This is a genomic window from Pseudomonas reinekei, from assembly GCF_001945365.1.
GTDB lineage: Bacteria > Pseudomonadota > Gammaproteobacteria > Pseudomonadales > Pseudomonadaceae > Aquipseudomonas > Aquipseudomonas reinekei.
Window position 1 is genome coordinate 55,430 of record NZ_MSTQ01000004.1, and the last position, 26,794, is coordinate 82,223.

The 26,794-nt window shown below is 59.4% G+C and carries 25 protein-coding genes; 14 read left to right on the top strand and 11 right to left on the bottom strand.

Features of this window, described 5'->3' with window-relative positions:
* The first annotated feature begins 70 nt into the window (after nt 1-70).
* Complete coding sequence (gene deoR / locus BVK86_RS07195) at nt 71-835, top strand: DNA-binding transcriptional repressor DeoR (protein ID WP_075945776.1); 765 nt, start codon at nt 71-73, stop codon at nt 833-835.
* On the opposite strand, the gene BVK86_RS07200 is transcribed toward deoR, so the two are convergent.
* The 3 genes from BVK86_RS07200 to rbsK are packed head-to-tail and all read right to left on the bottom strand — an operon-like array spanning nt 828 to nt 4,196.
* Entirely contained in the window at nt 828-1,886 is a 1,059-nt protein-coding gene (locus BVK86_RS07200; RefSeq protein ID WP_075945777.1) for an aldose 1-epimerase family protein, read from the bottom strand. The two genes, deoR and BVK86_RS07200, sit on opposite strands and share 8 nt — an antisense overlap.
* Nucleotides 1,883-3,214, bottom strand: a complete 1,332-nt coding sequence (fucP, locus tag BVK86_RS07205; RefSeq protein WP_075945778.1) for an L-fucose:H+ symporter permease — start codon at nt 3,212-3,214, stop codon at nt 1,883-1,885. The genes BVK86_RS07200 and fucP overlap by 4 nt, the downstream gene beginning before the upstream one ends.
* Nucleotides 3,215-3,257: 43 nt before the next feature.
* A complete protein-coding gene (gene rbsK, locus BVK86_RS07210; protein WP_075945779.1) occupies nt 3,258-4,196 on the bottom strand; it encodes a ribokinase in 939 nt (312 codons plus the stop codon).
* Nucleotides 4,197-4,405: 209 nt separating this feature from the next.
* Between rbsK and BVK86_RS07215 the strand changes: the two genes are divergently transcribed.
* Entirely contained in the window at nt 4,406-5,362 is a 957-nt protein-coding gene (locus tag BVK86_RS07215; protein WP_075945780.1) for an alpha/beta hydrolase, read from the top strand.
* 40 nt (nt 5,363-5,402) lie between these two features.
* On the opposite strand, the gene BVK86_RS07220 is transcribed toward BVK86_RS07215, so the two are convergent.
* Together BVK86_RS07220 and BVK86_RS07225 are read right to left on the bottom strand one after the other, a co-directional pair.
* Complete coding sequence (locus BVK86_RS07220) at nt 5,403-6,536, bottom strand: hypothetical protein (RefSeq protein WP_083659304.1); 1,134 nt, start codon at nt 6,534-6,536, stop codon at nt 5,403-5,405.
* A gap of 78 nt (nt 6,537-6,614) precedes the next feature.
* A complete protein-coding gene (locus BVK86_RS07225) occupies nt 6,615-7,667 on the bottom strand; it encodes an AraC family transcriptional regulator (protein WP_075945781.1) in 1,053 nt (350 codons plus the stop codon).
* A 165-nt stretch (nt 7,668-7,832) separates the two neighbouring features.
* Between BVK86_RS07225 and BVK86_RS07230 the strand changes: the two genes are divergently transcribed.
* From BVK86_RS07230 to BVK86_RS07245, 4 genes are all read left to right on the top strand, one after another.
* Nucleotides 7,833-8,684 (top strand): 3-hydroxybutyryl-CoA dehydrogenase, encoded by an 852-nt coding sequence (locus BVK86_RS07230; RefSeq protein WP_075945782.1) that lies wholly within the window; start codon nt 7,833-7,835, stop codon nt 8,682-8,684.
* On the top strand, nt 8,671-9,330 hold the full coding sequence (locus BVK86_RS07235; RefSeq protein ID WP_075945783.1) for a TetR/AcrR family transcriptional regulator: 660 nt from the start codon (nt 8,671-8,673) through the stop codon (nt 9,328-9,330). Before BVK86_RS07230 ends, BVK86_RS07235 begins: the two co-directional genes overlap by 14 nt.
* A gap of 90 nt (nt 9,331-9,420) precedes the next feature.
* Complete coding sequence (locus BVK86_RS07240; protein ID WP_075945784.1) at nt 9,421-9,834, top strand: VOC family protein; 414 nt, start codon at nt 9,421-9,423, stop codon at nt 9,832-9,834.
* A 359-nt stretch (nt 9,835-10,193) separates the two neighbouring features.
* A complete protein-coding gene (locus BVK86_RS07245; RefSeq protein ID WP_075945785.1) occupies nt 10,194-10,403 on the top strand; it encodes a hypothetical protein in 210 nt (69 codons plus the stop codon).
* Here BVK86_RS07245 and BVK86_RS07250 read toward each other — a convergent pair.
* Nucleotides 10,400-12,682, bottom strand: coding sequence for a heavy metal translocating P-type ATPase (locus BVK86_RS07250; RefSeq protein ID WP_075945786.1), 2,283 nt, complete (start codon nt 12,680-12,682; stop codon nt 10,400-10,402). The two genes, BVK86_RS07245 and BVK86_RS07250, sit on opposite strands and share 4 nt — an antisense overlap.
* Before the next feature lie 418 nt (nt 12,683-13,100).
* Here BVK86_RS07250 and BVK86_RS07255 point away from each other — a divergent pair, with 418 nt between their 5' ends.
* Nucleotides 13,101-13,643 carry an Hsp20/alpha crystallin family protein gene (locus BVK86_RS07255; protein ID WP_075945787.1) on the top strand — a complete coding sequence of 181 codons (543 nt, stop codon included), beginning with the start codon at nt 13,101-13,103 and terminating at the stop codon, nt 13,641-13,643.
* Nucleotides 13,644-13,863: 220 nt separating this feature from the next.
* On the opposite strand, the gene BVK86_RS07260 is transcribed toward BVK86_RS07255, so the two are convergent.
* Entirely contained in the window at nt 13,864-14,100 is a 237-nt protein-coding gene (locus tag BVK86_RS07260; protein ID WP_075945788.1) for an Lpp/OprI family alanine-zipper lipoprotein, read from the bottom strand.
* 217 nt (nt 14,101-14,317) lie between these two features.
* On the opposite strand from BVK86_RS07260, the gene BVK86_RS07265 reads away from it, so the two are divergent.
* Both BVK86_RS07265 and ftsH read left to right on the top strand, forming a co-directional pair.
* On the top strand, nt 14,318-14,965 hold the full coding sequence (locus tag BVK86_RS07265) for a BON domain-containing protein (RefSeq protein WP_075946100.1): 648 nt from the start codon (nt 14,318-14,320) through the stop codon (nt 14,963-14,965).
* A gap of 85 nt (nt 14,966-15,050) precedes the next feature.
* The gene (ftsH, locus tag BVK86_RS07270; protein ID WP_083659305.1) at nt 15,051-16,928 is read left to right on the top strand and encodes an ATP-dependent zinc metalloprotease FtsH; all 1,878 of its coding nucleotides are present in this window, start codon (nt 15,051-15,053) and stop codon (nt 16,926-16,928) included.
* A 6-nt stretch (nt 16,929-16,934) separates the two neighbouring features.
* On the opposite strand, the gene BVK86_RS07275 is transcribed toward ftsH, so the two are convergent.
* A complete protein-coding gene (locus tag BVK86_RS07275; protein WP_075946101.1) occupies nt 16,935-19,307 on the bottom strand; it encodes a phosphoketolase family protein in 2,373 nt (790 codons plus the stop codon).
* A gap of 219 nt (nt 19,308-19,526) precedes the next feature.
* On the opposite strand from BVK86_RS07275, the gene BVK86_RS07280 reads away from it, so the two are divergent.
* Nucleotides 19,527-20,273 (top strand): helix-turn-helix domain-containing protein, encoded by a 747-nt coding sequence (locus tag BVK86_RS07280; RefSeq protein ID WP_075945789.1) that lies wholly within the window; start codon nt 19,527-19,529, stop codon nt 20,271-20,273.
* Between the two features lie 13 nt (nt 20,274-20,286).
* The gene (locus BVK86_RS07285; protein ID WP_075946102.1) at nt 20,287-21,270 is read left to right on the top strand and encodes a zinc-dependent alcohol dehydrogenase family protein; all 984 of its coding nucleotides are present in this window, start codon (nt 20,287-20,289) and stop codon (nt 21,268-21,270) included.
* Nucleotides 21,271-21,306: 36 nt separating this feature from the next.
* On the opposite strand, the gene BVK86_RS07290 is transcribed toward BVK86_RS07285, so the two are convergent.
* From BVK86_RS07290 to BVK86_RS07300, 3 genes are all read right to left on the bottom strand, one after another.
* Nucleotides 21,307-21,966 carry a c-type cytochrome gene (locus BVK86_RS07290; RefSeq protein WP_083659306.1) on the bottom strand — a complete coding sequence of 220 codons (660 nt, stop codon included), beginning with the start codon at nt 21,964-21,966 and terminating at the stop codon, nt 21,307-21,309.
* Between the two features lie 162 nt (nt 21,967-22,128).
* The gene (locus tag BVK86_RS07295; protein WP_075945791.1) at nt 22,129-22,833 is read right to left on the bottom strand and encodes a phosphoribosyltransferase; all 705 of its coding nucleotides are present in this window, start codon (nt 22,831-22,833) and stop codon (nt 22,129-22,131) included.
* Nucleotides 22,834-22,889: 56 nt separating this feature from the next.
* Nucleotides 22,890-23,780 carry a universal stress protein gene (locus tag BVK86_RS07300; RefSeq protein ID WP_075945792.1) on the bottom strand — a complete coding sequence of 297 codons (891 nt, stop codon included), beginning with the start codon at nt 23,778-23,780 and terminating at the stop codon, nt 22,890-22,892.
* A gap of 200 nt (nt 23,781-23,980) precedes the next feature.
* On the opposite strand from BVK86_RS07300, the gene BVK86_RS07305 reads away from it, so the two are divergent.
* The 3 genes from BVK86_RS07305 to BVK86_RS07315 all read left to right on the top strand — a co-directional run bounded on the left by BVK86_RS07305 (nt 23,981) and on the right by BVK86_RS07315 (nt 26,740).
* Nucleotides 23,981-24,547 carry a phosphoribosyltransferase family protein gene (locus BVK86_RS07305; RefSeq protein WP_075945793.1) on the top strand — a complete coding sequence of 189 codons (567 nt, stop codon included), beginning with the start codon at nt 23,981-23,983 and terminating at the stop codon, nt 24,545-24,547.
* A gap of 68 nt (nt 24,548-24,615) precedes the next feature.
* Complete coding sequence (locus BVK86_RS07310) at nt 24,616-25,581, top strand: ribose-phosphate diphosphokinase (RefSeq protein WP_075945794.1); 966 nt, start codon at nt 24,616-24,618, stop codon at nt 25,579-25,581.
* A 106-nt stretch (nt 25,582-25,687) separates the two neighbouring features.
* Complete coding sequence (locus BVK86_RS07315; protein WP_075945795.1) at nt 25,688-26,740, top strand: phosphotransferase; 1,053 nt, start codon at nt 25,688-25,690, stop codon at nt 26,738-26,740.
* The last annotated feature ends 54 nt before the right edge of the window (nt 26,741-26,794 follow it).

Genomic DNA, 26,794 nt, shown 5'->3' on the forward strand with positions numbered 1-26,794 from the left:
GCGCAAAAACGTTACAAATTTAACAAATAATGTTACTTATTTAACATCAACAATCAACCCCGGAATGCCTGTGGACAGTAAAAAAGCCGAGCGCCTCAAGCTTATTCAACAAGCCCTGCAAGATCAGAGCGCCATTCACCTGCGTGAAATGGCCGCCTTGCTCGACGTTTCGGAGATGACCCTGCGCCGCGACCTGAGCAAGTACACCGACCACTTGCGCCTGCTCGGCGGCTACATCACCAAAATCCACGATGGCAACGAACCCAGCGATTACCGCGTGGCCGAACAGGACACCCGGCACGTCGAGGAAAAACGCCGGATCGGAAAACTGGCCGCCGGTTTCATCAAGCCTGGCGACACGGTATTTTTCGATTGCGGCACCACCACGCCGTTCGTGGTGGACTTCATTCCCGACGAACTGGAGTTCACCGCCGTGTGCAACTCCCTGAACGTCCTGCTCAAACTCTCGCAAAAGCCCAACTGCAATATCGTGGTGTGCGGCGGTACGTTCCACCGCAAAAACCAGGTGTTCGAGAACCAGAGCGAGCTCGGCATTCTCGATGGCGTGCGCCTGACCTGGGCCTTTGTTTCGGCCGCCGGAATCAGCCAGGACTTCGGCGTGACCTGCTTCAATTTCAATGAAGTGGAGGTCAAGCAGAAAGTCTTGCGCCAGGCTCAACAGCGGATGCTGCTGGCCGATCACAGCAAGTTCGACACCGTGCGCACTGCACATTTCGCGACGCTGGAGGACTTCCACTACGTCGTCAGTGACAAGAAAATTCCCAAGGCCTACCGCGACACCATTACCGCCAGCGGTGCGCAGTTGATCATCTGACCAGGGCTTGTTGCTCCGTGGCGCTGAGGTAACCGGTGATGACGCTGAACGCCGCCGTGTCCCCCGCCGCCAACGAGCGCACATGGCCCTTGGCGGATTCCGCCCGATAGCCTTCCGGCTCGCAGGTAGAGGGCAGCACGAACGCCGCCACCTGTTGATCGGCGTTGTGCAAAATCCAGCGCGCCGCATGCTCGAACTGGTCGGGTCGATAGCCGGTGTAGAACGCCCCGCCATCCGGACGACTCAACAGAAAATGCGCATGACCAGACGCGTCGGCACGCACGCCGTCGAAGAAGAACACGATTTCCGGATCGTAGAGTGCCGGGCGCTCCAGGCACTGAAACTGTTCAGGCTCGGGCGCCAACTGATCCATGTAAGCACTCCAGGCTGGCGTCGGCTTTACATGGGCCGGAATGCTGCTGCGCAAGCGCACACGTTCGACACCCAGAGGTTCGATGAATCGGCCGCCTTCGACGTAGGCGTAATTCATGTGCGCCATGTACATCAGGTCCATCGGTTTGGCCGCCAGGTTGGTCACCTGCATGTCGATATCGAACAACCCTGAATCGCCACGCAGCGTCACGCTCGGGTTCGCCCGATAGCGATCGCCAAAACCTTGCACGTATTCGCAATCGCCGCCCAGGCGCAGGTAGGGGCCGGCGCTGTCGTCACCCACCTCCAGCCAGGCATGGTCCATGGCCGCGCAAGGCATCTCGCCGTGCAGCGGGTGATCGTCTTGCGGGCTCGGACAGCCATTGCGCAGCAGACCACTGTGAAACATGAAACAGCCGTAGGTACCGATCACTGTCGGGCTTGGCCGGGGTTGGCTGAACAGGTTTTTCATGGTCAGGTCGCAACCGTCGAACACGGCAGACCAGATCATCTGCCCCTGATACGGCAACACCACCAGATGCCCGCGCCTGTTCGCCAACTCCACGGCCAGCACACCACTGGGATACACCCAGGCGCTGACCTTGAAGGACTCGGACTGCAACAAGGTTCTGCGTGCTTCGCCAAACAGCGACGGATAGAGATTGATCCGCGTGTTCATGATGCAGCCACCGCGCCGACCGGCTCCCGCTCGCTCTCGGCGTGTTTGAGGCAGCGCACCGCGTAGGTCACGATCACGATGAAGCACAGCAGCGGCACGCTATAGGCCAGTTGCATGTTGCCGCCGCTGTAGTCCGACAGCAGACCCTGGAAGATCGGAATCACCCCGCCACCGACGATACTCATCACCAGCAGCGAACCGCCGACACCGGTGTCTTCGCCCAATCCGTCGATGGTAAGGCCGTAGATGGTGGGCCAGCAGGGACCGAGGAACACGCTCACACCCACCGCCGCATACACGGCCGTGATGTTCGGTACCAGGATGGTGTAGGCCAGCAACAGGATGCACAGCACGCCGTATACCGCGAGTACCTTGGCCGGGTGCAGTTTGCGCATCAGTACGTTGGCGATCAGCTTGCCGACGAAGTACGCGGCGAAAGTGGTCAGCAGGAACCACGAAGCGCTGCGCTCGTTCATGCCACCCAATTGCATGGCCAGGCGAATGGTGAAGCTCCACACACCGACCTGGGCACCGACATACAGAAATTGCGCCAGCACACCAAAGGTGAAACGCGGATTGCGGCGTAACCGCGACAGGCTTTCACTCAAGCGCGTGGTTTTCTTGCTGACGGGCTGGTTGCCCTTGCAGGCGGGAAAGCGGGTGATGGCGATCAAAATAAACATCAGCACCAGCACCGCAATCATCCATTTGTATGGCAGCAACGTGGACTGGATCATCTGCAGTTGCTGGATCGCTGCGTCCGCAGCGCTCATCTGAGTCAGTTGCTCGTGGGTCGCGTCCGTGTCCTTGAACATCACGAAACTGCCGACGTACACCCCGGCCATCGCACCGAACGGGTGGAACGTCTGCGAAATATTCAGGCGACGGGTGCCGGTTTCCCGTGGCCCCATCAATGTCGAATAGGTGTTGCAGGCGGTTTCCAGAAAAGACAGCCCGGCCGCGATCACGAACAGCGCCAGCAGGAACATGCCGTACTTGGCGGTGGACGCCGCCGGGAAAAACAACAGGCAGCCGAACATGTACAGCATCAAGCCGATCAGGATGGTGGTCTTGTAGCTGAAACGGCGGACCACCAGCGCGGCTGGAATCGCCACGAAGAAATAGCCTAGGTAAAACGCCGACTGCACGAATGCGGTCTGGAAATCGCTGAGCAGGAACGCTTTTTTGAAATGCGCGATGAGCACGTCGTTCATGCTCGCGGCCGCCGCCCACAGCGCGAAGATGCTGCACAGCAGGATGAAGGCGAACCAGGGCGTGCGATTGAGGTAGAAACCGTCGGGCGTCTGTTGGAGCGGAGGCTTTGTCATTGTTGTTCTCCGTGGTGAGCTTGGGAAAAGTGCAGCCGTTGAATCACTCCGTCGTCGGGACGCCGAAGCTGCGCTGGAATTGCGCGAATGCGGGGGCGTCCGGGTAGGACGTCTGGGTGCCGAGCCCCGTAACCGAGCAGGCTGAATACGCCACGGCCTGGGTCATCGCGGCGCGGATGTCACGGTCGCGGCTCCAGTGATGGACGAAGCAACCGATGAATGCGTCCCCTGCGCCGGTGGTGTCACGGGCGGCCACCCGCAGACCGGGGATCTGGAATTCGCCTTCCTCGCCGACATACAGCGCGCCCTGCTGGCCGAGGGTCACGATGACGTGACGAATACCGCTGCTGACCAGGGTCTGCGCGGCGTCGCGCGCTGACGCCGGCGAATCCACGACCTGGCCGGTGATCAGTGCCAGTTCGGATTCGTTGGGCACCAGGAAATCCAGCTGCGCCAAATGTTCCCGGCTCAGCCCCGCCAAGGCCGGCGCCGGATTGAGCAGCACTGGAATCTTGTGTTCGCGCCCAAACTCGATGGCGTAGTAGACGGTTTCGACGTTGATCTCCAGTTGCAGGACGATCAGCGAGCATTCGTGCAACGCCTGCGCGGCAGCATCAATGTCCGCCGGGACGAGATGCGCGTTGGCGCCTTTGACGATGAGGATGCTGTTATGGGAGTCGGCCTGAACGAAAATCGGTGCCACGCCGCTGGACACTCCGGGCACCCGTTGAACATGGCGGGTGTCGATGCCAAAGCGCTGGAAGTTGGCGAGGGTGTTGTCGGCAAACATGTCATCGCCGACCTTGGTCAGCATCAGCACATCCGCCCCGAGCTTGGCCGCCGCCACTGCCTGATTGGCACCCTTGCCGCCACAACCGAGGGCAAAACCCGGCGCTTCGAGTGTCTCGCCCTGGGCCGGCATGCGGTCGATGTAGGTAATCAGGTCGACCATGTTGCTGCCGATGACTGCGATCTTGCTCATTGCTTTCCCACCTTGATCCGGCTGGCCAGGCTTGAACCTGGCGTTTTTTGTTTTGTTATTTAAATAACATTTAATGTGATTATTCAATCTTTTTTATCCAGAGTTTTCTCCCCGGTGGACGAGCGGCCTCCCACAAGTCGAAATTATTCCCGTCCCCGGCGCACATCTGCTAAAACGCGAACTTCATGTCTGCACCCATGGACCACCCGATGCCCACTGCCCTTCTCACACGCCTGCGTCGACGCTGGCTGCCACTGTTGTGCATGGCGGCTTTGGTTGTCGGTCTGCCTGTGGGTTGCGGCGCGCTCAAGTACAAGGAACGCGAGTTGCTGTTCCGCATCGAACCGGGCACGGCGGGTTGGTATCGCGGCTTGCCGCAGGATGTTCAGGCGTTCGATATCAAGCCTGCCGGTTTCAAGGCCGGGCAGAACCTGCATGCGTGGTGGTGGCCGGCCGCGCGCAAAGATGCGCCGTCGATTCTCTATCTGCACGGTGTGCGCTGGAACCTCACCGGCCAGGCGTTCCGCATCGAGCAGCTACGCGCCATGGGCTATTCGGTATTGGCGATTGACTACCGGGGCTTCGGCCAGAGCAAAGGCGATCTGCCGTCGGAAGCCAGTGTCTACGAAGATGCGCGGGCGGCGTGGGAGCGTTTCACGGTGATGCAACCTGATGCTGGCAAGCGCTTGATCTACGGCCATTCGCTGGGCGGCGCGGTGGCCATCGATCTTGCGGCAGACCTGGCTGCGCAGGCGAAGAAGAATCATGGCTCGGTGCCGGTCCGTGGCCTGGTGATCGAGTCCACCTTCACCTCGCTTGGCGATGCCGTGGCGGAAGTGGCCGATAACAACTTGCCGGTGAACTGGCTGCCGGTACGCTGGTTGTTGTCACAGAAGTTCGATTCCATCGACAAGATCGTCGACATCGACATGCCACTGCTGGTGGTCCACGGCCTGGCCGATCAGTTCATGCCGTCGCGATTCAGCCAGCAACTGTTCAATGCGGCCAACCCACCGAAAAGCCTGTTGCTGATCCCCGGCGGAACGCACAACAACAGCATGAGCCTGGGCGGCTCCCGGTATCGACAGGCACTCGATGGCTTGATGAAAGCCAAACCGTCGCAGATGGCCGGACCGACGGCGACGCGCAGCGCTCAGGACTCCTGAGCTTCACGCGCCGATGTCGGCCAATCCAGAACTGCTTGACTTAGCGGCTTGCGTTTTCCGCTTTCGGTTCAGGCGCGCAATCGTCGATCCCCGTCACGCTGCTTCGGGGGACGAACTGCACGGCTTTGGATACTGTTCGCCAGGGACGAACGATGTACATGCCATCCGCCTCGGCCAGCAGACGCAACCGAATGCTGCTGCCCGGATTTTCCGGGTCCTTGATCGCACCCAGTAACTGGGTGCCGGGTGCCCAGGTCATCACCGTGCAATTGCGAGCACCGGACGAAGGCAATTGCAAGGTTACCCCCGCCAATTTGGCGCTCGCCTGGGGGATGAGCCCCACTACAAAGATGACAACCATCGCCGCCAGCGCCGCGTGTGCGACGGGGTGCTCATGGCGCCGCATGACCACCACAAAATAAGCGCCGCCCAACTGGATCAACCACAGCACAATCAGCTCCAGGAGCATGAACGGCAAGAACAGCCAGACGTCATCCACGTACTCGCTGACGCTCCGTGCGACCACCACCGTGACATTGAGGATCGCGACCCACTGCACCAGGGCCGACATCACGCAAGCGAACCAGAACTCGAAGGAAACACGGGTTTTCCATACGCGGGTAATAATCCACGCATGTCCCAATAATGTGAGCATCCCCAAGCCCACCATGCCGACAATCCAGCCGCCACTGGTATAGCCATAGGCCGCAAAGGCGCCGATCACCCAGACGAAAAGGCCCAGCAACAACACCCCATACAACCAGTGCAAGATCAGACGTCGATGGAGCGGGGTCAGTCCGGATTTGCCCCGATCGAAACTCAAGTGGTCACTCAAGCGTTCGCCGGAATCATTCAACCGTTGAAACAGGATGAACGCAGGCATGACGATCAATGCCCCGAGCATCGCGATCACGAACACCAGCATGGCGAACATCGCCGGCAAGGCCGCGACAACGGCGGAAGACGTGATGCTTAGCGGTATTTTTTCCACCTGGATGTACTGGAACAGGTAAATCCCGGCGATCAGCAAAATGCTGCCGCCCAACGGCCAGGCACGCTCATTGAGCCACAACAAGCCTTGGCTCAATTGCGCGTAGCGGTTTCTCGAAGGATGTTTGGAGGCAGCTTCAGCTGTTTTTGCGCAATCGGTGACGTCGACCGGTTCCAGTTCCATGAACAATAAATCCTTGTTTCAGCAGTGTTGAGGCGCGGTGGCAGGCTTCGAATGTACAGGCCGGCGTTGGCAAAAACATCAGCTGCGCAGCGAATCAGAAGTCTCTGTCAGAAAATTCGCATCGCCCGTTTGGTAGCGCGCCCGATACCGTCCCGGACTCTCACCCGTCCACTTCTTGAATGCCCGGTGAAACGCGCTCGGCTCCTGGAAGCCCAATTGCTCGGCGATGTCACTGATGCTCGCGCGGCTTTCGCGAAGTTGCTCGAACGCCACTGCGCGTCGCACTTCGTCCTTTATCTCCTGGTAGGAACAACCCTCGCGTTCCAGTTTTCGGCGAAAGGTGCTGGGGCTCAGGTGTTGTTCCAGGGCAAAGGCCTGCAGGGTCGGCCATTCGCTGTAATGGCTGTTGCGCAGGCGTTGATGCACTTGCGACGCCAGACCATGCTGATTGCGAAAACGGATCACCAGCCATTGCGGCGCGGTGCGCAAAAATACTTTCAGCGAGGCCAGGTCCTGCACAACCGGCAGGCGCAGGTAGTGGCTGGCGAATTCGATTTCGGTGCGCTCGGCACCGAAGGTCAGGTTAGGTCCCCACAGTAAACGGTCATCGCTCAGCGACAGGCGTTCATGGCGAAAGTCCGCGCGGTCGATGGGAATGCGCCGGCCGCCCAGCCAACAGAGCAAACTGATCATCAGCACCAGGAAGGTTTCTTCGCCGAAACGACTGGCATCGACGTGCTGTGAATCGGTGTCCAAGCTGATCACCGCGCGTTTGCCGCGCACGGTCAGCGTGCCGCGAAAGTCGTGCAGGAACAGGCCGAAATTAGCCAGGCACTGGCGCATGGCCTTGTGCAGGTCGGGTTCCTGAATCAATGCCCGGCAAATCAGCGCAAAAGCCCCCGGCGGCATGCCGTGGGAATCAAGGCCGAAGAACTCGTCATTGAGCTCGCGGATCTGGATCAGCCACAACGCTGCAAAGGCACTGGCCGGCACCCGCGCCGACGGCTGCTGCATCACGGCGGGATCGATGCCGGCCTGTTCCAGCACGCCACGCACACGCTGCGGATCGTCCGCCAGCCCATGGATCATTGCCTGCACGAAGTAGGCGGCCACTGAATCCTTTTCCCGCATGTGAACGCCTCTCTCCCGATCACCCGAAATGGCAAAAAACATCAGTCCCGTTGAACAGTTTCGGCATAGAACAACCGCCCTGCCGGTTCTAGACTCGCGGCAATAGTACGCTTTCGGCCGCCCCGTCGGCCAAGGTATCGCAGGGTTTATCGGAAGGACGGCAACATGAATCTGCAAAACATTGGCGTGATCGGCGCTGGCACCATGGGCAACGGCATCGCGCAAGTGTGCGCCCTCGCCGGCTTCAACGTGACCTTGCTCGACATCAGCGAAAGCGCTTTGCAAAAAGCCCTCGCGACGGTCGGCAAAAACCTTGATCGACAGATCGCCAAGGACACCCTGACCACCGAACAGAAAAACCTCGCCCTCGACAAGATTCGCACCAGCACCGATTACAGCAGCCTGCACAACGCGCAGCTGGTGATCGAAGCCGCCACCGAAAATCTCGACCTGAAACTGCGGGTGCTGCAACAGATTGCCGCGCAGGTCAGCGCTGATTGCGTGATCGCGTCCAACACCTCGTCGCTGTCGATCACCCAGCTTGCCGCCAGTGTCAGCCAGCCTGAGCGTTTCATCGGCCTGCACTTCTTCAACCCGGTGCCGGTGATGGGGCTCATCGAAGTCATTCGCGGCCTGCAGACCAGTGACGCTACCCACGCACTGGCGCTGGACATGGCCACCACCCTGGGCAAAACCGCGATCACCGCCGGCAACCGCCCGGGGTTTGTGGTCAACCGGATTCTGGTGCCGATGATCAACGAAGCGATCCTGGTGTTTCAGGAAGGCCTGGCCAGCGCCGAAGACATTGACGCCGGCATGCGCCTAGGCTGCAACCAGCCCATCGGCCCGTTGGCGCTGGCCGACCTGATCGGCCTCGACACCCTGCTGGCGATCATGGAAGCGTTCTACGAAGGCTTCAACGACAGCAAATATCGGCCGGCGCCGCTGCTCAAGGAAATGGTGGCCGCCGGTTACCTGGGACGCAAAACGGGGCGCGGCTTCCATGCCTATGCCTGAGCGTTGCTCGCGTTTCGCCGAATACCGCGACAAAGTGCTGGAACTGTTCGCCTGCAAGGGCTTCGGTCAGGTCGGCATGCGTGAGCTCGCGACGTGCCTGGGGCTTTCCCCGGGCTCGTTGTATCACCATTACCCGAGCAAACAGCACCTGTTGCTGGACCTCATCGAAGAATTCTACGAAGAGTTGCTGGCGACGCTGGGGCGCATCCCGCAAAAGGCGCCGGCCAAACGCGACCGACTCAACAACCTGATTCGCACGCACCTCAATTTGCACCGCGACATGCCGTGGCATTTTCGCCTGGTGGAACGCGACAGCGGCTGCCTGAATGAAGAGCAGCAGGCACGGGTCCGGCAGTTGCGCGAGCAATACGAACGCACGTTGCTGGTGGTGCTCGGCGCACGCTCGCGCTTCAGTGAATCCGGCCAACTGGCGGCCGGGCACGCCATTGCCTCACTGCTCAACAGTGCGCCCAGTTGGCTGACCACTCATGCCCTGGATGAGCACGAGCACAATGAATTGCTGGAGAACCTGGTGGGCGGTGCCATCGAACGCCTGCTCGCGCCAAGGCGCACGGGCGAGGCGATAAGCATCAGCCGATCTATCGAAAAAACATCTAACAATATTCAGGCAGCCGCCGCGTTTTAGCGCTTTGCTGTCCCCGGTCAGAACATCAGAATTCATCGCGCCAAGCGATGTCCGAACCGTTGTGCACCTTCATTGACCGGGAGCAGCACCATGAAAATCAATCCCTACCTCATCTTCAACGGCGACTGCAAAGCCGCTTTCACCTTCTACGAGCAATGCCTGCAAGGCAAAATCGAAGCGATGATGGCCTTCGGCGAAACACCTGCCGCCGAGCACGTCCCGAAAGACCATCATCACCTGATCATCCACACCTGCCTGAAGGTCGGCGATCAGATGCTGATGGCTTCAGATACCACGCCCGACCGCCCTACCCAAGGCATGAGCGGCTGCTCGATCTCGCTGAATGTCGACAGCATCGCCGAAGCCGAGCGGGTGTTTAAGGCGCTGGCCGATGGCGGCACAGTGGAAATGCCACTGGACGCCACTTTCTGGGCGGCACGCTTCGGCATGCTGGTCGACAAGTATGGTGTGTCGTGGATGGTCAATTGCGAAAAGGACCAGTGACATCACCCGTCTGTTGCACGCCTGAAACAGCCCAATCTGAAAGGTTTGGGCTTTCTGGCAACTCCCCGGCCGTCTGCTACCGTCAACATAACGTCCCTTGTAGCCATGGATTGCAAACCGTCAACGGTCGAACACTCAAAGGGATGGTTCATCAAGTAACGGAAATAGCCGGGCCACAGGCGTTGTACAACCTTTCGTCGCAAAGCAAAACACGGGGTGCAATTCATGACCGTGTCTGGCTTACGGCTTGCACAGGCGGAGCGTCGCTGCCCGGAATGACATAATTCTGACACGGCAGCACCTCAAACTAATGCTTAAGGACTCCAGCGAAACGCTTGGTCAGTCACCGGAGATGTAACGTGTCAACTCTCAATGAAATCGCAGCGAACCACGCGAGAATGGCCAAGGCAAAAGAGTTGGAGGCGACCGGGTTGGGCGAGCGACAGCTTCAGATTGTGGGCAGTTTTGAAATCCCCTCCATGGATAACCAGCAGCCGGTCGTGTCCATGCACCTTGTGGCCGGTGCACAGGAAAATGCTCTGAGTTCAGCCTACCCGCTCAACCACTAGCGCCAATCCAGAAAACGAAACAGCTCTTCCTCCTGCTCGAAGTGCAATTGCACGAGGGTGTCGAGCCGAATCAGCTGGTGTTGAACCTCATCAGCTGACGTCGTCGCAGGGTCGGAACGAAAGTCTCGGCTCATGCGCGCCAGCAAATGGATAAGACGAAAAATCTCCCGGTGAGCGTGGCTCATGGCCGCCATCGGGTCCTCGCCTGGCATGCTTCGCGTCAGCAGCGGGTACAGTGCGCTTTCATCTTCGTGTTCATGCTGCGCCAGTGATGTCTGCAGCTTGTCGACCAGTGCCTGCAAGTCGGCCTGTGCTTGCGCAAACGGGCGCTTGGCAAAGTCGCTGGCCATCTGGTGCAGATCGCTCAGCACCGTGGAGAGTTGCTGGTGTTCGTCTTGCAGGTGATCGATGTGCTCGGCGCTCAGCTTGCGTTTCCTGCGCCCCCACGATGGCCCCAGTGCCCGCAAGGCGTTAAGGATGATCACCACGTCGATGCCCTCCTGCACCACGGCGCCAATCAATGGCGGCAGGTAACCGTGGGCCGCCACCACCATCGCCAGCAACGACAGGCCCATCCCGACCAGCACCCCCTGGCGGGCGATGTAGCGGGTGCGGCGGGCAATGTCCAGCGCCTCGACCAGACGATCCAGGCGATCCACCAGCAGGACGACACCCGCGGCTTGTGCGGAAGCGGTGGCACCACCTGCCCCCATGGCCACACCGACGTTGGCCGCCGCCAGCGCGGGGGCGTCGTTGATGCCGTCGCCGACCATCAGCGTGCTGGCGCGCAGGCAACCTTGCTGAACAGCACGCACTTTTTCTTCAGGGGTCAACCCGGCACGCAGTTCATCAATCCCGGCTGACAGCGCAATCATCTGCGCGGTTTCCAGGCGATCGCCGGTGAGCATGACAATCCTTTCGATACCTCTGTTGCGCAGCCGACGCAGGGTTTGCGGGGTTTCGCGCCGAACATTGTCGGAGAACACCAGCAGGCCAGCGAGCGCCCCGTCCACTTCGATGAAGCTGCCACTGCACGCCAGGTAATCCATGTGGCGCAGCATGGCTGAGGCCCATTCGCTCACAGGGGTTTGTTCATGCGCAAAAGTCAACGTACCGAAACGCACCCGCACGCCATCGACCCGCCCACAAAGCCCCGAGCCCGGGTTTTCTTCCACGTCCTGCGGCACGCTGAGGGGCAACTGGCGCTGATGCGCCGCGTCGACAATGGCCTGGGAGATGGGGTGAGTCGAGGCCTGCGCGATCGAGGCGGCCAGGCTCAGTAGACGATCCGGGTCGGCCAGCCCGTTGACCTCTATCGACTGCAGGCGGGCATGGCCGCTGGTCAGCGTGCCGGTCTTGTCGAGAAACATCTGCTTTACCCCGGCCAGTGCTTCCAGCGTCGCGCCATCCTTGATCAGGATCCCGCGCCGTGCCGCCCTCGAAATGCCAGACATGATGGAAATGGGGACCGCCAGAATCAACGGGCAAGGCGTAGCCACCACCAGCACCGCCAATGCTCGCAAGGGATCACCACTCACTTGCCAGGCCACGGCGGCAATCAGCAACGTCAGCGGTATGAAATACAGCGCATAGCGGTCAGCCAGTCGCACAAAAGGTGCGCGCGAACGGCGCGCGGCCTCGGCCAGCCGGACAATACCGGCATAGGTGCTTTGCGCTGACGTTTTTGTGGCCGTCAGCAGGAAGGGCGCCCCCACATTGGATACCCCACTGGGCAGTTGCTCTCCCTCTCGATGGGTGACAGGCAACGACTCACCGCTCAGTGCCGACTCGTCCAGAATGGCTGCCGCACTGAGAAGACAGCCGTCGACTGGCACGACCTCTCCCAACCGTACCAGCAGTGTGTGATGTGGCTGGATTTGCTCGACGGGGATCTGGCGTAAGCCGCCCTCCTCCTGCAACCAGGCCGTCCGTGGGGCGCGGTCGACGAGGGCTCGCAGTTCGCGTTCGGCGCGTTGTGTGGTGAAAAACTCCAATGTCCGCCCGGATGCCAGCATCAAGGCGATCACCGCTGCGACCAATGTCTGCTGGAACATCAGCGCGGCGACTATCGACAGCAATGCGATCAAGTCTACGCCCGCCTCCCCTCGAGCCAGTCGCCGGGCAATCTCGACGAGCAGGATCAACGCCATCACCACGCTTCCCGCAGCCCAGCACAGTGATGCCCAGTCAGGTTTTTGCCCAAGCTGCGCAGCGCCCCCCACCAGCAACGTCAAGGCCGTGAGCAACAACAGCGCGGGGTCTAGCCATTTACTGAGCATTGAAGCGAGTACCTCAAAAACGAATGGCATTGCCCATGCTGAACATCACGCGGGTGGCTGGACCGTGAGGATGACCTCAACGACTCAAGTCAGCGACGCATCTCTAGAGCTTAGGTCTCGAATGCGTTACGTGTCCGATTTGGCTCACTCATTGAAGCTCAACACAAGGGAAGACGACTTTCGGATAAACAGGTGTGTGCCCTCTTTCTGATCTAAATCAAACAGGCTCGGGACGTTCAGGAGAAATTAGAGACAGTCGCAGAATCATCAGATTCGATGCCTGCAGACCTCGCGTCAGGCGCAGAGTCCCACGACCAATCGATAACAAGGTGCAGCCCCTGGGCCTTCGCTCTGTTCTTTCAGGGTGGACCGACGGATGGGTTGTCGGCAGCCACCTTTATCCAAGAGGAGTGTAAAAATGAGCAATTCCGTGAAAAAAATGCCCGTGACTCAGGACGATAAAACCAGTGAGCATTCAGTGGTCACTGATCTTTGGCGCCCTCTGGAAAAACTCCGGCAACAGGTCGATCACCTGTTCGAAGACTTCAATCACCGTTCAAGCCTGTCACCCTTAGGCCGTGGCTTGTTTGATATCGATCCGCTCTGGCGGCGAGAACTCATCGGTCACAGCCTGCCTGCCGTGGACATCACCGAAAAAGACAAGAGTTTCGAAATCACTGCCGAACTGCCCGGCATGGATCAGAAAAACATTGAGGTCAAACTGTCCAATGGCAGCCTGATCATCAAAGGGGAAAAGAAAGAAGACAAGGAAGAAAAACGCAAAGGCTACTACCTTAGCGAGCGTCACTATGGTTCCTTCGAGCGGGTTTTCAACCTTCCCAAAGGCGTCGATGCCGATAAGATCGAGGCGAGCTTCAGCAAAGGCGTGCTGAGCCTCTCGCTGCCGAAAAAGCCTGAAGCCATGAAAGCGGATAAGGTCGTGCCGATCAAAGCCGATTGAACCCCAGGCAGCTTGCCCCCGACGGGGAAACCGGCCGGGGGCTTTTTATTGTCAGCAGCGTCGGTATCGAGGCTGTTCGATACCGATGAATCAGACACTGGCGCGATACTCGAAAACAGTTACCGTTAAACCCTGTCCGGGCAGATGTGTCGGCGCAGGATATACGATGGGCGAGGACAAGATTTGCAGAGGCGCATGGACGTAAAACCTGCGAAACGTCTTACTTCATCCGGCTGGCGCGTACATTGGCTTCGTCGGCCGTGCGTTGTGCTCGAACGGCCATTTCCGTTGCGAGTTGTGCCTTCAGATAGGCCTCATCAGCCCTGACTCGAGCCCACGCAGCATTGCTTTCTGCGGACTCCAGGCGAGCGTCGATTTCCTGAGCCTGCCGATGACTGCACCCGGCCGTCGTCGCCAGGACTATGTTCAAGACTGCAACGGTGAAGTATCTGCTCATTTTTTTATCCTCGGCTCTTGCGCCTGAAACACTGCAATTGACGATTCAAGTATCGGTGGGCATTGCCTGACCTCTCTGATTTTTATCAATCAAACAGCAGCTGGCGATCAGCGGAAACGAGCACTGGCGCCTTCTTGATTTAACTCAATGCGCCGATGTTGCTCAGGCGTAGAAAAGTGGGATGGGCAAATACCGCCCTTCTACCGAGGACATCGTCATGAACGACTTGAGCCTGCGCAAAACCATTCTCGAAGAGCTCGAATTCCAGCCCGACATCGATGCCGCCAACATTGGCGTTGCCGTAGACAATGGTGTGGTCACCCTGTCCGGCCACGTTAACAATTACGCTCAGAAAGTCAGCGCCGAACGTGCAGTCAAGGCGGTCAAAGGCGTGCGTGCACTGGCCGAAGAAATTCAGGTAAGGCTGGACAAGGGGGCCGGCACGGCGGACGACACCATCGCCAATCGTGCGCTGAACATTATCGACTGGAGTTCCGATCTGCCCGTGGGCGCCGTCAAAGTCATTGTGGAAAACGGCTGGGTCAGCCTGGAAGGTCAGGTGGACTGGCAGTACCAGAAGGAAATCGTAGAACGAGCCGTACGCAAACTGTCCGGTGTGGTCGGCGTGGACAACCGACTCACGCTTCGTCCCCGGGTTGACGTGGGCGATATCCAGAAACGCATCGAAGAAGCGCTCAAGCGCAATGCCGAAGTTGATGCCAAGGGGATTCATATCAAGGTTGAAGGCAATGTGGTCAAACTCGAAGGTAAGGTGCATCTGTGGCGTGAGCGTCAAATCGTGGAGCGGGCCGCCTGGTCGGTACCAGGCGTGAACAAGGTGGAAGATCATTTGCTGATCGCCTGAACCAAGGGCCCGGAGAAATTCAGTTTCCTCCGGGCTTTTTGACAATGGGTGCCCTTCCACATTGCCTTTTCCACGAGCCAAGGCCATGAAGAAAAATCAACAATGGAACCTGTCTTACTTCGCGATCGCCTTCATCGTGATCGGTTTGTTGCAGTTTCTTTTGGTCGAACGCCATGTCGTTCAGCCCATCCCATACAGCGAGTTTTTGCAACTGCTGAGCGAGCAGAAAATCAGCGATTTGCGAGTGGAACAGGAAAAGATCAGCGGCAAGCTGCAGGTCCCCATTGATGGGCATACCCAATTCTCAACCGTCCGGGTAGATCCGGCACTCGCGGCGGACCTCGCCCATTCGGGAGTCGGGTTTACCGGGGTGCAGGAAAATACGCGTCTGAGCGGAATACTCGGATGGCTGCTGCCTTTCGTTTTGATCATGGTGATCTGGCACTTCCTGTTTCGCGGTCTGGCGGAAAAACAAGGCATCGGTGGACTGATGAGCATCGGTAAGTCCAGGGCCAAGGTTTTCGTCCAGCGCGATACCGGCATTACGTTTGCCGATGTGGCGGGCATCGATGAAGCCAAGGCTGAGTTGGTGGAAATCGTCTCGTTCCTCAAGGACAAGACAAAATATGCGCGCCTGGGAGCGCACATCCCTAAAGGCACACTGCTGGTGGGTCCGCCCGGAACCGGCAAAACCCTGGTGGCCAAAGCGATTGCCGGTGAAGCCGGCGTACCTTTTTTTTCGATCTCGGGATCTGAGTTTGTCGAAATGTTCGTCGGAGTGGGGGCCGCTCGAGTCCACGATTTGTTCGAACAGGCACGTCAGGCCGCGCCCTGCATCATCTTCATCGATGAACTCGATGCCCTGGGAAAGATGCGCGGCGTCGGCGCCTTTGGCGGCAATGACGAAAAAGAACAAACGCTCAATCAGCTCCTGTCCGAACTGGACGGATTCGACCCACGTGAGGGCGTTGTATTACTGGCCGCGACCAATCGGCCGGAGATTCTGGACCCCGCATTGCTGCGGGCTGGCCGAATCGACCGCCAGGTGCTGATCGACCGCCCGGACCGAAAAGGTCGCCAGGCAATACTCAAGGTCCATCTGCAAAAAATAACGGTCTCGCCCGACCTCGACAACGAGCGCATTGCCGACATCACCACGGGTTTCACCGGCGCCGATTTGGCCAACCTGGTCAATGAAGCTGCCATCGTGGCGACACGTCGCGGTGCTGATGCAGTCAGCCTGGACGACTTCACGGCTGCCGTAGAACGCATCGTCGCCGGGGTTGAGCGCAAAAGCAGCGTGCTGCGCCCCAATGAACGCCGGGTGGTGGCGTTTCATGAGATGGGACACGCACTGGCGGCAAGCAGCCTGCCGGCCATGGACCCGGTCCATAAAGTCTCAATCGTCCCGCGCGCGATAGGTTCACTGGGGTATACGCTGCAGCGACCGACCGAAGACCGCTTCCTCATCAGTTGCCAAATGCTCAAGGACCGGATTGTCGTGCTCATGGCAGGACGCGCCGCCGAACACCTCGTGTTTGGCCAGATCTCCACTGGGGCGGCTGATGACCTGGCGCGGGCCACTGATATCGCCCGACAGCTGATAACCCGGTTTGGCATGAGTGCCACACTCGGCCAATCGGTGCTGGAGCGGCAAAGCTCGAGCTTCCTTGGCGAGCGTATGCCGAGTGCCATGGATAAAGATTATTCGGAACAAACGGCCAGGGAGGTCGACCTGGAGATTCGTGCCCTGCTCGACGAAGGCTACCATCGGGCAACGGCCTTGCTCGAAAGTCGTCGGGCAGATCTGGACGCCGGTGCACTTCTGCTACTGGAGAAAGAAACGCTCACGCCTGAGGAATTTCCACCGATCCTGCCGTTCAAAGCCGCCACGGTCAATCGTGACCCGGCCCTGACGTCGTGTGTAGACACCCTCGACTTCACTACGCAGCGCCGTCACTGACGACGGTCAACATTCCACTTGCGTCCACTGCCAGTTCAAGACCTCGGGCATGTCCTGCCCATGCTCGATGAGATAAAGCTTGTGCCGCTCCATCGTCGACCAATATCGCGCCTTGGCGAGCGCAATCTGCTCCTGCAGACGAGGCACGCGTTCAATGACGTCCAGCGCCAACTGATAACGGTCCAGGTTGTTGATCACGGCCATGTCGAAGGGGGTGGTCGTCGCCCCCTCTTCCTTGAAGCCTCGCACATGGAAATTCTCATGATTGGTGCGTTTGTACAGCAGGCGGTGAATCAGTGCAGGGTAACCGTGGAAAGCAAAAATCACCGGTTTGTCCAGCGTAAATAGATCATCGAATTCGCTGTCCGGTATGCCATGGGGATGCTGGTACGACGGCTGCAGCACCATCAGGTCCACGACATTGACTACCCTCACCCGCAAATCCGCCACGTACTCTCGCAACAAGGTAACGGCGGCTAGCGTTTCCAGGGTCGGCACATCACCGGCGCAGGCCATCACCACGTCGGGATCCTCATCATTGCGGCACGCCCAGTCCCACCGACCGATACCCTTCTGGCAATGCCGAGTGGCTGCATCGATATCCAGCCACTGCCATTCCAGCTGTTTGCCGGCGACGATGACGTTGATGTAATCGCGGCTTCTGAGGCAGTGGTCCGTCACCGACAACAGGCAATTGGCATCGGGGGGCAAGTAGATCCGCACGACGTCCGGTTTTTTATTGGCCACCAGATCGAGGAACCCCGGATCCTGGTGGGAAAAGCCGTTATGGTCCTGACGCCAGACGTGGGATGTCAGCAAATAATTAAGTGAAGCAATGGGTTGACGCCATGGCACGTCGGCGGCTGTCTTCAGCCATTTGGCATGCTGGTTGACCATCGAATCGACGATATGGATAAAGGCTTCATAACAGGACAAGAACCCATGGCGTCCGGTCAGTAGATAACCCTCGAGCCAGCCCTCGCAGACCTGCTCACTGAGAATCTCCATGACGCGACCATCGGTGGCCAGATTGAGATCGTCTGGCTCCAGCGGCTCCATCCACGCCTTGGCGCTGACCTCATAGACCGCATCGAGGCGGTTCGAGGCGGTTTCATCCGGGCCGAACAAGCGAAAATTGCCGGCAGTCAGGTTGTTTTTCATCACATCGCGCAAAAACCTGCCCATCACCCGTGTAGCCTCCGCGCGCAGGCTGCCAGGTGTTGCAAACTTCACGGCATAATCGCTGAATCGCGGCACATCCAGGGGGCGCAGCAACACACCGCCATTGGCGTGGGGGTTGGCGCTCATTCGACGGTGTCCGGTCGGTGCCAGTGCCGTAATCTCGGGCAACAACGCACCGTTTTCATCAAACAGCTCATCCGGGCGGTAGCTGTTGAGCCACTCCTCCAATTGGCGCACATGCAGCGGCTGCTGGAAATCGGTCAGGGGTACTTGATGCGCGCGGCACGTACCTTCGACGCGATGGCCATCGACGAATTTCGGACCGGTCCAGCCTTTGGGTGTACGCAAGACCAGCATGGGCCACAGTGGCCGTTGCAGCGGCGTGGATTGGCCAGGCCGACGCGCCTCAAGCTGAATGTCACGAATTTTCAGAACCATCGTGTCCAGGGTCTGCGCCAGCGCCTGATGCACCTGCGTGGGGTCATCGCCTTCCACGAAGTACGGATCGTAGCCGTAACCATACAACAGGGCCGACAGCTCATCCTCACTGATTCTGGACAGCACGGTGGGATTGGCGATTTTGTAGCCATTGAGGTGCAGGATGGGCAATACCGCCCCATCCCGCGCCGGATTGAGAAACTTGTTGGAGTGCCAACTGGCTGCCAGCGTCCCGGTTTCAGCCTCGCCGTCACCGATTACGCAGGCGACAATCAGATCCGGATTGTCAAACGCGGCACCGTAGGCGTGAGCCAGGCTATAGCCCAGTTCGCCGCCTTCATGGATTGATCCCGGTATCTGCGCCGAGACATGGCTGGAGATGCCGTAGGGCCAGGAGAACTGGCGAAACAGGCGAAGCAGGCCGTTTTCATTACACTCCACAGAGGGGCAGAACTCGGTGTAGGTGCCCTCGAGGTAAGTCTGGGCAACCACCGCCGGTCCACCGTGGCCGGGGCCGGCGATGAACAGCATGTTCAGGTCGTACTGGTTGATCAAACGATTGAGATGGGTATAGATCAGGTTCAGACCGGGTGTCGTCCCCCAATGGCCCAGCAGGCGGGGTTTGATGTGCGCCAAGGTCAGCGGTTGTTTGAGCAGCGGGTTGCCTCTCAGGTAAATCTGTCCGACGGCCAGATAATTGGATGCCCGCCAATAAGCATCCAGGCCCTCCAGCTGCTCAGCATTCAGGAAATCGCTCATGAATTTCTCCGCCAAAGGACCAGGTTGCAGGTTGGCTTGAGTCTGAGAGTCCGGGAAGCTGAAGACTTGATTTACATCAAGTGCGCCGGCCGACATTGGGGTAAACGATGGTAATGAATGTCCCGTTCGTCTATTACATCCCTATTCCCGGGAATCCGGTGCGTGTCAGACGCCACGCCGCCTATCCTTAGTGAGTCATCCCTATTGACGTCACTTCTCATGCCAGACATTCGCGCTTTGCAAGTACATGTCCTGAAGGCTGCGTGCTCGAGTTGCAGTGTGATGGAGCTGTGCCTGCCCATCGGCATGACCAGCCCGGAAATCGAGCGTCTGGACACGTTGATCGTGCAACGCTTGAAGGTCAAAAAGGGCGCGGCACTTTACCGCGCCGGCGATGAGCTGCGATCGCTGTATGCGGTACGCATCGGTTCGTTCAAGACTAGCGTGCTGTCGATCGATGGACGCGAGCAAGTCACGGGGTTCCAGATCCCCGGCGAAATGCTGGGTCTGGACGCTATCAGCACGGACTTGCATGCCTGCAATGCAGTTGCGCTTGAAGACAGCGAAGTCTGCCCCATCCACTTTGCTCACCTGGAAAAACTCGCCCATGAGCTGCCGTCCCTGCAGCACAGCTTCAACAAAATCCTCAGCCGGGAAATCGTCCGCGATCACGACATGTTGATGATGCTGGGCAACATGAACTCGGACGAGCGCCTGGCAGCCTTTCTGCTGAACCTGTCGCAACGTTTGAAAACCCGTGGATATTCATCGACGGACTTCGTGTTGAAAATGCGCCGCGAGGAAATCGGCTCCTACTTGGGGCTGCGCCTGGAGACTATTTGCCGGGGCATCGCCCATCTGCGGGACCAAGCACTCGTGGAAATTTCCGGCCGTGACGTCAAGATCCTCGATCTGGAGGGTCTCAAACAGTTGATTGCCGGCTGCCATCGCCCTCCTGCCTGTTGATCCCGGTCATCCTGTGCGCGCCATGGTTCTACACTCGCCCGGTCAGCCGCTGCGACGCGAAGAGCGGCCCATTCCGACACCCGGGGCCTATCAACTGTTGATCAAAGTCCTGGCCTGCGGTGTCTGCCGCACCGATTTACATCTGGTAGACGGTGAATTGCCTCAAGCGGTGCTGCCCCGGGTGCCGGGGCATGAAATCGTCGGTGAGGTCGTAGCGGTCGGCCCCCATGCAGCCGCAGAGCGCATCGGCCAGCGGGTGGGTGTTCCCTGGCTCGGCTGGACATGTGGGCAGTGCGCATACTGTCAGAGCGGACGGGAAAACCTCTGCGATCAGGCCCTGTTCACCGGATGTCATCTGGACGGTGGTTACGCCGAATATACCGTGGCCGACCAACGCTTCTGTTTCCCTGTTCCGCAGGCCCTTTCCATCACTGAAGCTGCACCGTTGCTGTGTGCCGGGCTGATCGGTTTTCGCGCCTTGCAAATGGCACAAAGCGCCCACCATCTGGGGTTATATGGTTTTGGAGCCGCAGCGCATCTGGCCATTCAAGTCGCACTGGGACGAGGTCAAGAGGTGTACGCTTTCACTCGACCGGAGGACACCGAAGGACAGGCGTATGCCCGATCCCTGGGGGCGACATGGTCCGGTTCGTCGGACCAGACACCTCCGCACCTGCTCGATGCCAGCCTGATTTTCGCGCCGGTGGGGGCGCTGGTGCCACTGGCGTTGGCCGCCACTGTCAAGGGGGGCTGCGTGATTTGCGCCGGCATTCACATGAGTGACATCCCGGCCTTTCCTTATCGGTTGCTATGGGGCGAGCGTAGCGTGCGATCGGTGGCCAACCTGACCCGCGACGATGGCACCGCGTTTTTTAAAGAACTGCAGCACACGCCCGTGCATTGCGACACCACTCGGTTTTCCCTCGACGATGCCAATCAGGCACTGGCGCTGTTGCGCAGCGGTCAGTTCAACGGCGCGATCGTGCTAGTGCCGTGAGACGCCTTCGGCTACTCCGTGATCCCCCGCGCACGATCATTGCTTTGCACCCAGCGCCGCCATATAACGGGCGACCGATTCGGCATCTGCCGGGGTAAGTGCATGATCCACCGGCAACATCGGCGCACCGTTGGGCCGCTGTCCGGTCTGCTGAAGCACCATGATCTGATGGCTCATATAGCTGGCATGCTGGCCCGCCACCCGTGGAATCACCCCATTGCCCCCGCCATCCTTCCCGTGGCAAGCGCTGCACGGTGGGACGCCCCTCTCAGGCAAGCCCTGGTGAAAGATCACTGCACCTCGCGCGTCTGGCGTCCCGCTGTCCGCCTGCATGGCTCGCTGACTCGCAAAATAGTCGGCCAGTTCGGCAATCTGAGTCTTGGTCAAATGGGACAATCCGCCCATGTACCGACTGTCTGTTTCCGCGCTACGTCCATGGTTTTTGAAGTCGCTCAGTTGCAACTGCAAATACTCGTTTTGCTGGCCCGCCAACTTGGGAAACCGGGGCGAGGCAGACTCCCCCGTCAGCCCATGACACAGCGAACAAACGTTGTCCGCCATGGCGATCCCCGACAGGGGCGACGTTTGCTGGACCGTCTCTTCGCTTGTACCCGAACAGCCCATGAGCGTGGCCAGGCAAAGCGCCAGAGCATGAAGTGACCGGCTACTCGCAGGTTGCATGCTGGATACGTTCATGGCTGTTACCCCTGGTGTTAGCGGATCACCATCATCGCCCGCACGTTTGCGCTCTTTATTGATAAACCTCAACCAATCCTCTGGGTCACGGTGCAGGGATATCCGTTTGGCGTATACGCACGTGTGCAGGCCTGCGTCGAGGTTGAAGGCTTGCAGGCAGTTTCAATCATGGCGCTCCGGTGCAGCGGAGCCGGTTGAGGATTCTCGCTGCCAGGCTCGCTGCAGGAGATTGATCACCTCTTCATCCGAGGTCTGGGGAAAACTCATATACCAGTAGCCGATCGAGACCAGCCACTCGGGTACGAGCGAGCAGATCACCTCGTCCACTTCGCTGCGCATGGCTTCGAGCGTTTCATGGGGTGCCACCGGCACGGCGATGACGATGCGTGATGGCGCTTGCGCACGCACCGCCTGAACCGCCGCCATCATTGACGAGCCCGTCGCCAGACCGTCGTCGATCAGGATCACGACCTGGTCCTTGAGGTACAAGGGTGGGCGGGCTCCTCGATACGCCTTCTCACGTCGCGACAACTCCTGGGTTTCCCGGGCGACCACGGCCTCGAAACTGGCTCGATCGACCGGGTGCGCCCGCAGGGCATCGTCATTGAGGATTTGTACACCGCCGCTGGCGATGGCCCCCATGGCGAACTCCGGGTTCGAGGGGACGCCAAGCTTGCGCACCAGCATCAGGTCCAGGCGCACGTTCAGGGCCATGGCGACTTCATAAGCCACCGGTACACCGCCACGGGGCAAGGCGAGAATGATGACCTCAGGCCTGTTGGCGTATTTGAGCAAGGGTTCGACCAAGCCGCGACCGGCCTCGACGCGGTTCGTCAAGGTGGTTTGCATTGAGGGACTCTGAATCATGGAAACCTCCCCAGGCGATGACGCCTGTCGTTTCATCACCCGGCGGCCCGGCCGCCTTAGACAGCCAACACGCTGCACGGCGCCTGATACAGGATATGTTCGGTGGTGCTGCCCAGAAGCTTGTCCAGACCGTGCGACTGGACTCTGCCCATCACAATCACATCCATATGCTGCTCATCGGCGAACGCATTCAGCACCGCGACCGGGTGTCCCTCAATGAAATGCCGCCGTTCAGCGGGCACGCCATAGCGCTCGGCGAGCGTGAGGAACGATTTTTCATGCGCTTTGCGCAACTGCCTGTCGAGACCCGAAAGTGCCAGGCCTGCGCCGCCCATATCGCCCAGATACAGCGAGGAAATGTCACAGGCGTACAGCACGTGCAACTCAGCTTCGCACTGCAGGGCAAAGCTGGACGCCTGTCGGATGATCCGCTCATTGAGCTCACTGTCCGGTGCCAGGGTATCGGATGCATCCACCGCCGCCACAACCTTGCGCGGCAAGCCAAGATCACCTTCGGCCAGCAGATAGACCGGTGTCTCGCAGTGGCGCAGCAATCGCCAGTCCAACGGGGTGAAAAACGCACGGTGCAGCGCCGACTCGTGCTGTACTTGCTTGATCAGCAGGTCGGGCTGGATGTCGGCGACGCGATCGAGGATGTCTTGCTGAATGTCGTCGGCCCAGGTGACCTCTGACGTCACCTCGATGCCCCTGTCGCGCAGGTGGCTCGCCTGATGCTTCAACCAATCGCGATGGTCTTGCAAATAGCCTTCGCGAGCCATTTCCCGGTCGCCTTCTTCGAGCAGCGACAACAGTTTCCAGGACGGAATCAAGGCAGCGATGTGCAAGCTGGCACCGCTGGCCTTGGCCAGAATGGCAGCATGATTCATGGCTTGAGATTGGCGCAGGGCCGGGTTGATGATCAGCAATAACCGTCGATACTGGCTCATGATCGGACTCCAAGGGGATGGCACGCTCGCCGCTGCCGACGGGTCACTGTGGTGTTCAGCGCTGGATCAGACACCGTCGTTGATGACTCAGAATCCTCTGTCGCGGCGACCTTGGCATTGATTTATGTCAATCGCACCGCCGCGCGACGGTCTACATTGACCGAAAACGCACGCGCAAGGCGCGGTGGCAGGAGAAGGCAATGACGATCCTATTGGCAAGTCAGCGGGTGCGCCTGTACGACAGCCATGAGCTCGATGATGTGCTGCAGGCGATGGCGCGCCAGGCCAGCGCCCTGTTGCCCCCGGCTCACGCGGCGTTGATTGGCATCCAGCGCCGGGGTGAACCGCTGGCTCAACGCTTGCGCCAGCACATGGCGCACCAGACCGGCCAGCCAGCGCTGCCGCTTTACCCGCTTAAGGTCAAGCGCTACGCCGACGACCTGCAAGTGCTGCATCATTTCACCCAACTGACCGAAAACCCGGCCCTGGACCGGGTGGACCTGGCCAATACCACGCTGCTGGTGGTCGATGACGTGCTGTTCGAAGGCCATTCACTGCTGCGTACGTGCGCGTACCTGGCGCAACTGGGTGCGCGTCGGGTCCATACCGCCGTGTTGGTCGACCGGCATACCTGCCAGCAACCGATCCGCGCCGACATTGTCGGCGTGCACCTGCAAGTCGCTGCCACCGACATCGTCGAATGTAACGTGCCGCCCTTCGAGCAGGAGTTTTGCCTTGAAGTGGTGCGCCATGGCGCCGCCCGCTAACGAACAAAGGTCAGCGACACGTACCACGGCGATGAGGCCATCCACCAACGGCCTCCAAGGAGTTCCGCATGCTCAGCCTGCCCCCGCTTCTTTTTGCCCTGCAAGGCAGTGAGTCCTATGCCCTGCGTGTTGCGCAGCGGCTTGGCTGCCCATTGGCGCGCCATGAGGAGCGTGACTACGAAGACGGTGAGCATAAATGCCGCCCGCTGGATCCGGTCATCGGCCGCGATGTCGTGGTGTTCCACGTCTTGTATGGGGATGGCCGACAGAGCGCCAACGACAAGCTGTGTCGTCTGCTGTTTTTCTGCAGCGCACTCAAGGACGCAGGCGCTCGCCAGACTCAGGTGGTGACACCCTACCTCTGCTACGGGCGCAAGGATCGCCGCAACCAGCCTCAGGACCCGATCATGACGCGTTACGTCGCGAACTTTTTTGAAGTCAGTGGCGTGGATCGCCTGATCACCCTGGAAGTGCACAATCCGGCGGCGATCGACAACGCGTTTCGCCTGCCGGCGTGGAACCTGCAGTGCGCGCAACTGTTCGCCGAGCACTTTGCCAAGGTGGTCGGCGACGCCGAAGTGGTTGCGGTTTCCCCGGACTCGGGGGGCATCAAGCGAGCCGAGCAGTTTCGGCAGGCCCTGGAGCAGGAACTGGGACGTACTGTCGGCAGCGCTTTGATGGAAAAACACCGTGCCCATACCACGCTGACGGGCAGCCTCCTGGTCGGCGATGTCCGCGACAAGACAGCCATTGTTTTCGACGACCTGATCAGCACGGGGGAAACCCTCAAACGTGCCGGTCAAGCCTGCCTGAAGGCGGGCGTCGGACGCCTGTTCGCGGCCGCCACCCATGGTTTGTTTACGGCGGGCGGTCAACTGTTCGACCCGCCGATTTTCGAACACGTCGCGATCACCGACACCGTGCCACCGTTTCGCCTTTCCTCCGACTGCATAACGCGGCAGTTACAGGTACTGGACAGCACGGCGCTGATTGCGACCTTTCTCGCAGAAACCGGGGCATTTGTTCGCCTTTGAGCAGAGGGGGATCAATGGATGGAGAGGCGTCAACCGCTGCGACGATTTTGCGCAGCCCTTCCGTTCTTCACTCTGCCGACAGTCCGCAGACCGCGTGGTGACGGGAATGAACAACCTGCAAGATGAGGTGATTGCCTTTCTCTCCAGACCGTCCAGCTACGGCAACGCAAACCTGCCGGTGGAGCGGATCGAGACCCATGGTTCGGTGATTTTCCTGCAGGGCGACCGTGCCTACAAACTCAAGCGGGCCGTGGCGTTTGCCGAGCTGGATTTCCGCAGCCTGCAAAGCCGCGAAAAGGCCTGTCAGGCAGAGTTACAACTCAATCGGCGAACGGCGCCGACGCTGTACTTGAGCCTGCTGTCGATCACGCGCCAGACGGATGGTCAGTTAGCGCTCAACGGCTGCGGGCAAGTGGTTGACTGGCTCGTCGTGATGAGACGCTTTCCTCAGGATCGGCTGTTTGACCGCATGGCCGTTGAAGGGCGTCTGACTGAACCGATGATGGAACAGCTGGGGGCCGAGATCGCCCGCTTTCATGCCAAAGCACAAATCACCCCTTCTTTCGGTCGCCTCTCGGACCTGTACGAAGAAATCGAGAAGAACCACAGGGAAATGTCTCGCTATCACCTTATCCTCGATGCCGCGACAATCGCCGCCATTGCCCACGCCTCCCGGACCCTGTTGCAGTCGTTGACCGATTGCCTTGAAGAGCGCCGCCGCGCGGGCCGAGTTCGCCGCTGTCATGGTGATATGCGCCTGGCCAACATCTGCCTGCTCGACGATCAGCCGACCCTCTTTGACGGGATTGAGTTCAGTGAGCGGATTGCCTGCATCGATGTGCTGTACGACCTGGCTTTTGTGCTGATGGATCTGCAACACCATGGGCTGCACAGGTTAAGTGCACGCCTGCTGTCCAGTTACATCAACCACAGTGGTGTCGAGGAAGATTGCAAACCCTTGGCGCTTTTCCTTTCTTTGCGAGCGGCCACACGCTGTTTCTCCCTTGCGGGAGCAGCGCTCCGTCATGCCGATCCGTGCAAACGCTACGAGAAAAGAGCAGAGGCTCTCCAATTGATGCACCAGGCGCTGAGTGACTTGCAGGGTGAAAACCCGATTCTCAATCACTTGGCGATGACCGGTGCGGCCTCCTATACCTGAGTGTTGTCCAGCCGCGCTGTTATTCAGGGAAAGGGGTTTGGGCAGGAGATTCCT

Excerpts from the sequence above, each read along its gene's own strand:
- BVK86_RS07220 (WP_083659304.1), bottom strand. The coding sequence starts at position 6,536 with ATGGAACTGGAACCGGTCGACGTCACCGATTGCGCAAAAACAGCTGAA.
- BVK86_RS07305 (WP_075945793.1), top strand. The coding sequence starts at position 23,981 with ATGACGATCCTATTGGCAAGTCAGCGGGTGCGCCTGTACGACAGCCAT.
- rbsK (WP_075945779.1), bottom strand. The coding sequence starts at position 4,196 with ATGAGCAAGATCGCAGTCATCGGCAGCAACATGGTCGACCTGATTACC.
- fucP (WP_075945778.1), bottom strand. The coding sequence starts at position 3,214 with ATGACAAAGCCTCCGCTCCAACAGACGCCCGACGGTTTCTACCTCAAT.
- BVK86_RS07225 (WP_075945781.1), bottom strand. The coding sequence starts at position 7,667 with ATGCGGGAAAAGGATTCAGTGGCCGCCTACTTCGTGCAGGCAATGATC.
- BVK86_RS07240 (WP_075945784.1), top strand. The coding sequence starts at position 9,421 with ATGAAAATCAATCCCTACCTCATCTTCAACGGCGACTGCAAAGCCGCT.
- ftsH (WP_083659305.1), top strand. The coding sequence starts at position 15,051 with ATGAAGAAAAATCAACAATGGAACCTGTCTTACTTCGCGATCGCCTTC.
- BVK86_RS07290 (WP_083659306.1), bottom strand. The coding sequence starts at position 21,966 with ATGAACGTATCCAGCATGCAACCTGCGAGTAGCCGGTCACTTCATGCT.
- BVK86_RS07235 (WP_075945783.1), top strand. The coding sequence starts at position 8,671 with ATGCCTATGCCTGAGCGTTGCTCGCGTTTCGCCGAATACCGCGACAAA.
- BVK86_RS07265 (WP_075946100.1), top strand. The coding sequence starts at position 14,318 with ATGAACGACTTGAGCCTGCGCAAAACCATTCTCGAAGAGCTCGAATTC.
- BVK86_RS07275 (WP_075946101.1), bottom strand. The coding sequence starts at position 19,307 with ATGAGCGATTTCCTGAATGCTGAGCAGCTGGAGGGCCTGGATGCTTAT.
- BVK86_RS07250 (WP_075945786.1), bottom strand. The coding sequence starts at position 12,682 with ATGCTCAGTAAATGGCTAGACCCCGCGCTGTTGTTGCTCACGGCCTTG.
- BVK86_RS07280 (WP_075945789.1), top strand. The coding sequence starts at position 19,527 with ATGCCAGACATTCGCGCTTTGCAAGTACATGTCCTGAAGGCTGCGTGC.
- BVK86_RS07315 (WP_075945795.1), top strand. The coding sequence starts at position 25,688 with ATGAACAACCTGCAAGATGAGGTGATTGCCTTTCTCTCCAGACCGTCC.
- BVK86_RS07230 (WP_075945782.1), top strand. The coding sequence starts at position 7,833 with ATGAATCTGCAAAACATTGGCGTGATCGGCGCTGGCACCATGGGCAAC.
- BVK86_RS07255 (WP_075945787.1), top strand. The coding sequence starts at position 13,101 with ATGAGCAATTCCGTGAAAAAAATGCCCGTGACTCAGGACGATAAAACC.
- BVK86_RS07300 (WP_075945792.1), bottom strand. The coding sequence starts at position 23,780 with ATGAGCCAGTATCGACGGTTATTGCTGATCATCAACCCGGCCCTGCGC.
- BVK86_RS07260 (WP_075945788.1), bottom strand. The coding sequence starts at position 14,100 with ATGAGCAGATACTTCACCGTTGCAGTCTTGAACATAGTCCTGGCGACG.
- BVK86_RS07200 (WP_075945777.1), bottom strand. The coding sequence starts at position 1,886 with ATGAACACGCGGATCAATCTCTATCCGTCGCTGTTTGGCGAAGCACGC.
- BVK86_RS07215 (WP_075945780.1), top strand. The coding sequence starts at position 4,406 with ATGCCCACTGCCCTTCTCACACGCCTGCGTCGACGCTGGCTGCCACTG.
- BVK86_RS07295 (WP_075945791.1), bottom strand. The coding sequence starts at position 22,833 with ATGATTCAGAGTCCCTCAATGCAAACCACCTTGACGAACCGCGTCGAG.
- BVK86_RS07310 (WP_075945794.1), top strand. The coding sequence starts at position 24,616 with ATGCTCAGCCTGCCCCCGCTTCTTTTTGCCCTGCAAGGCAGTGAGTCC.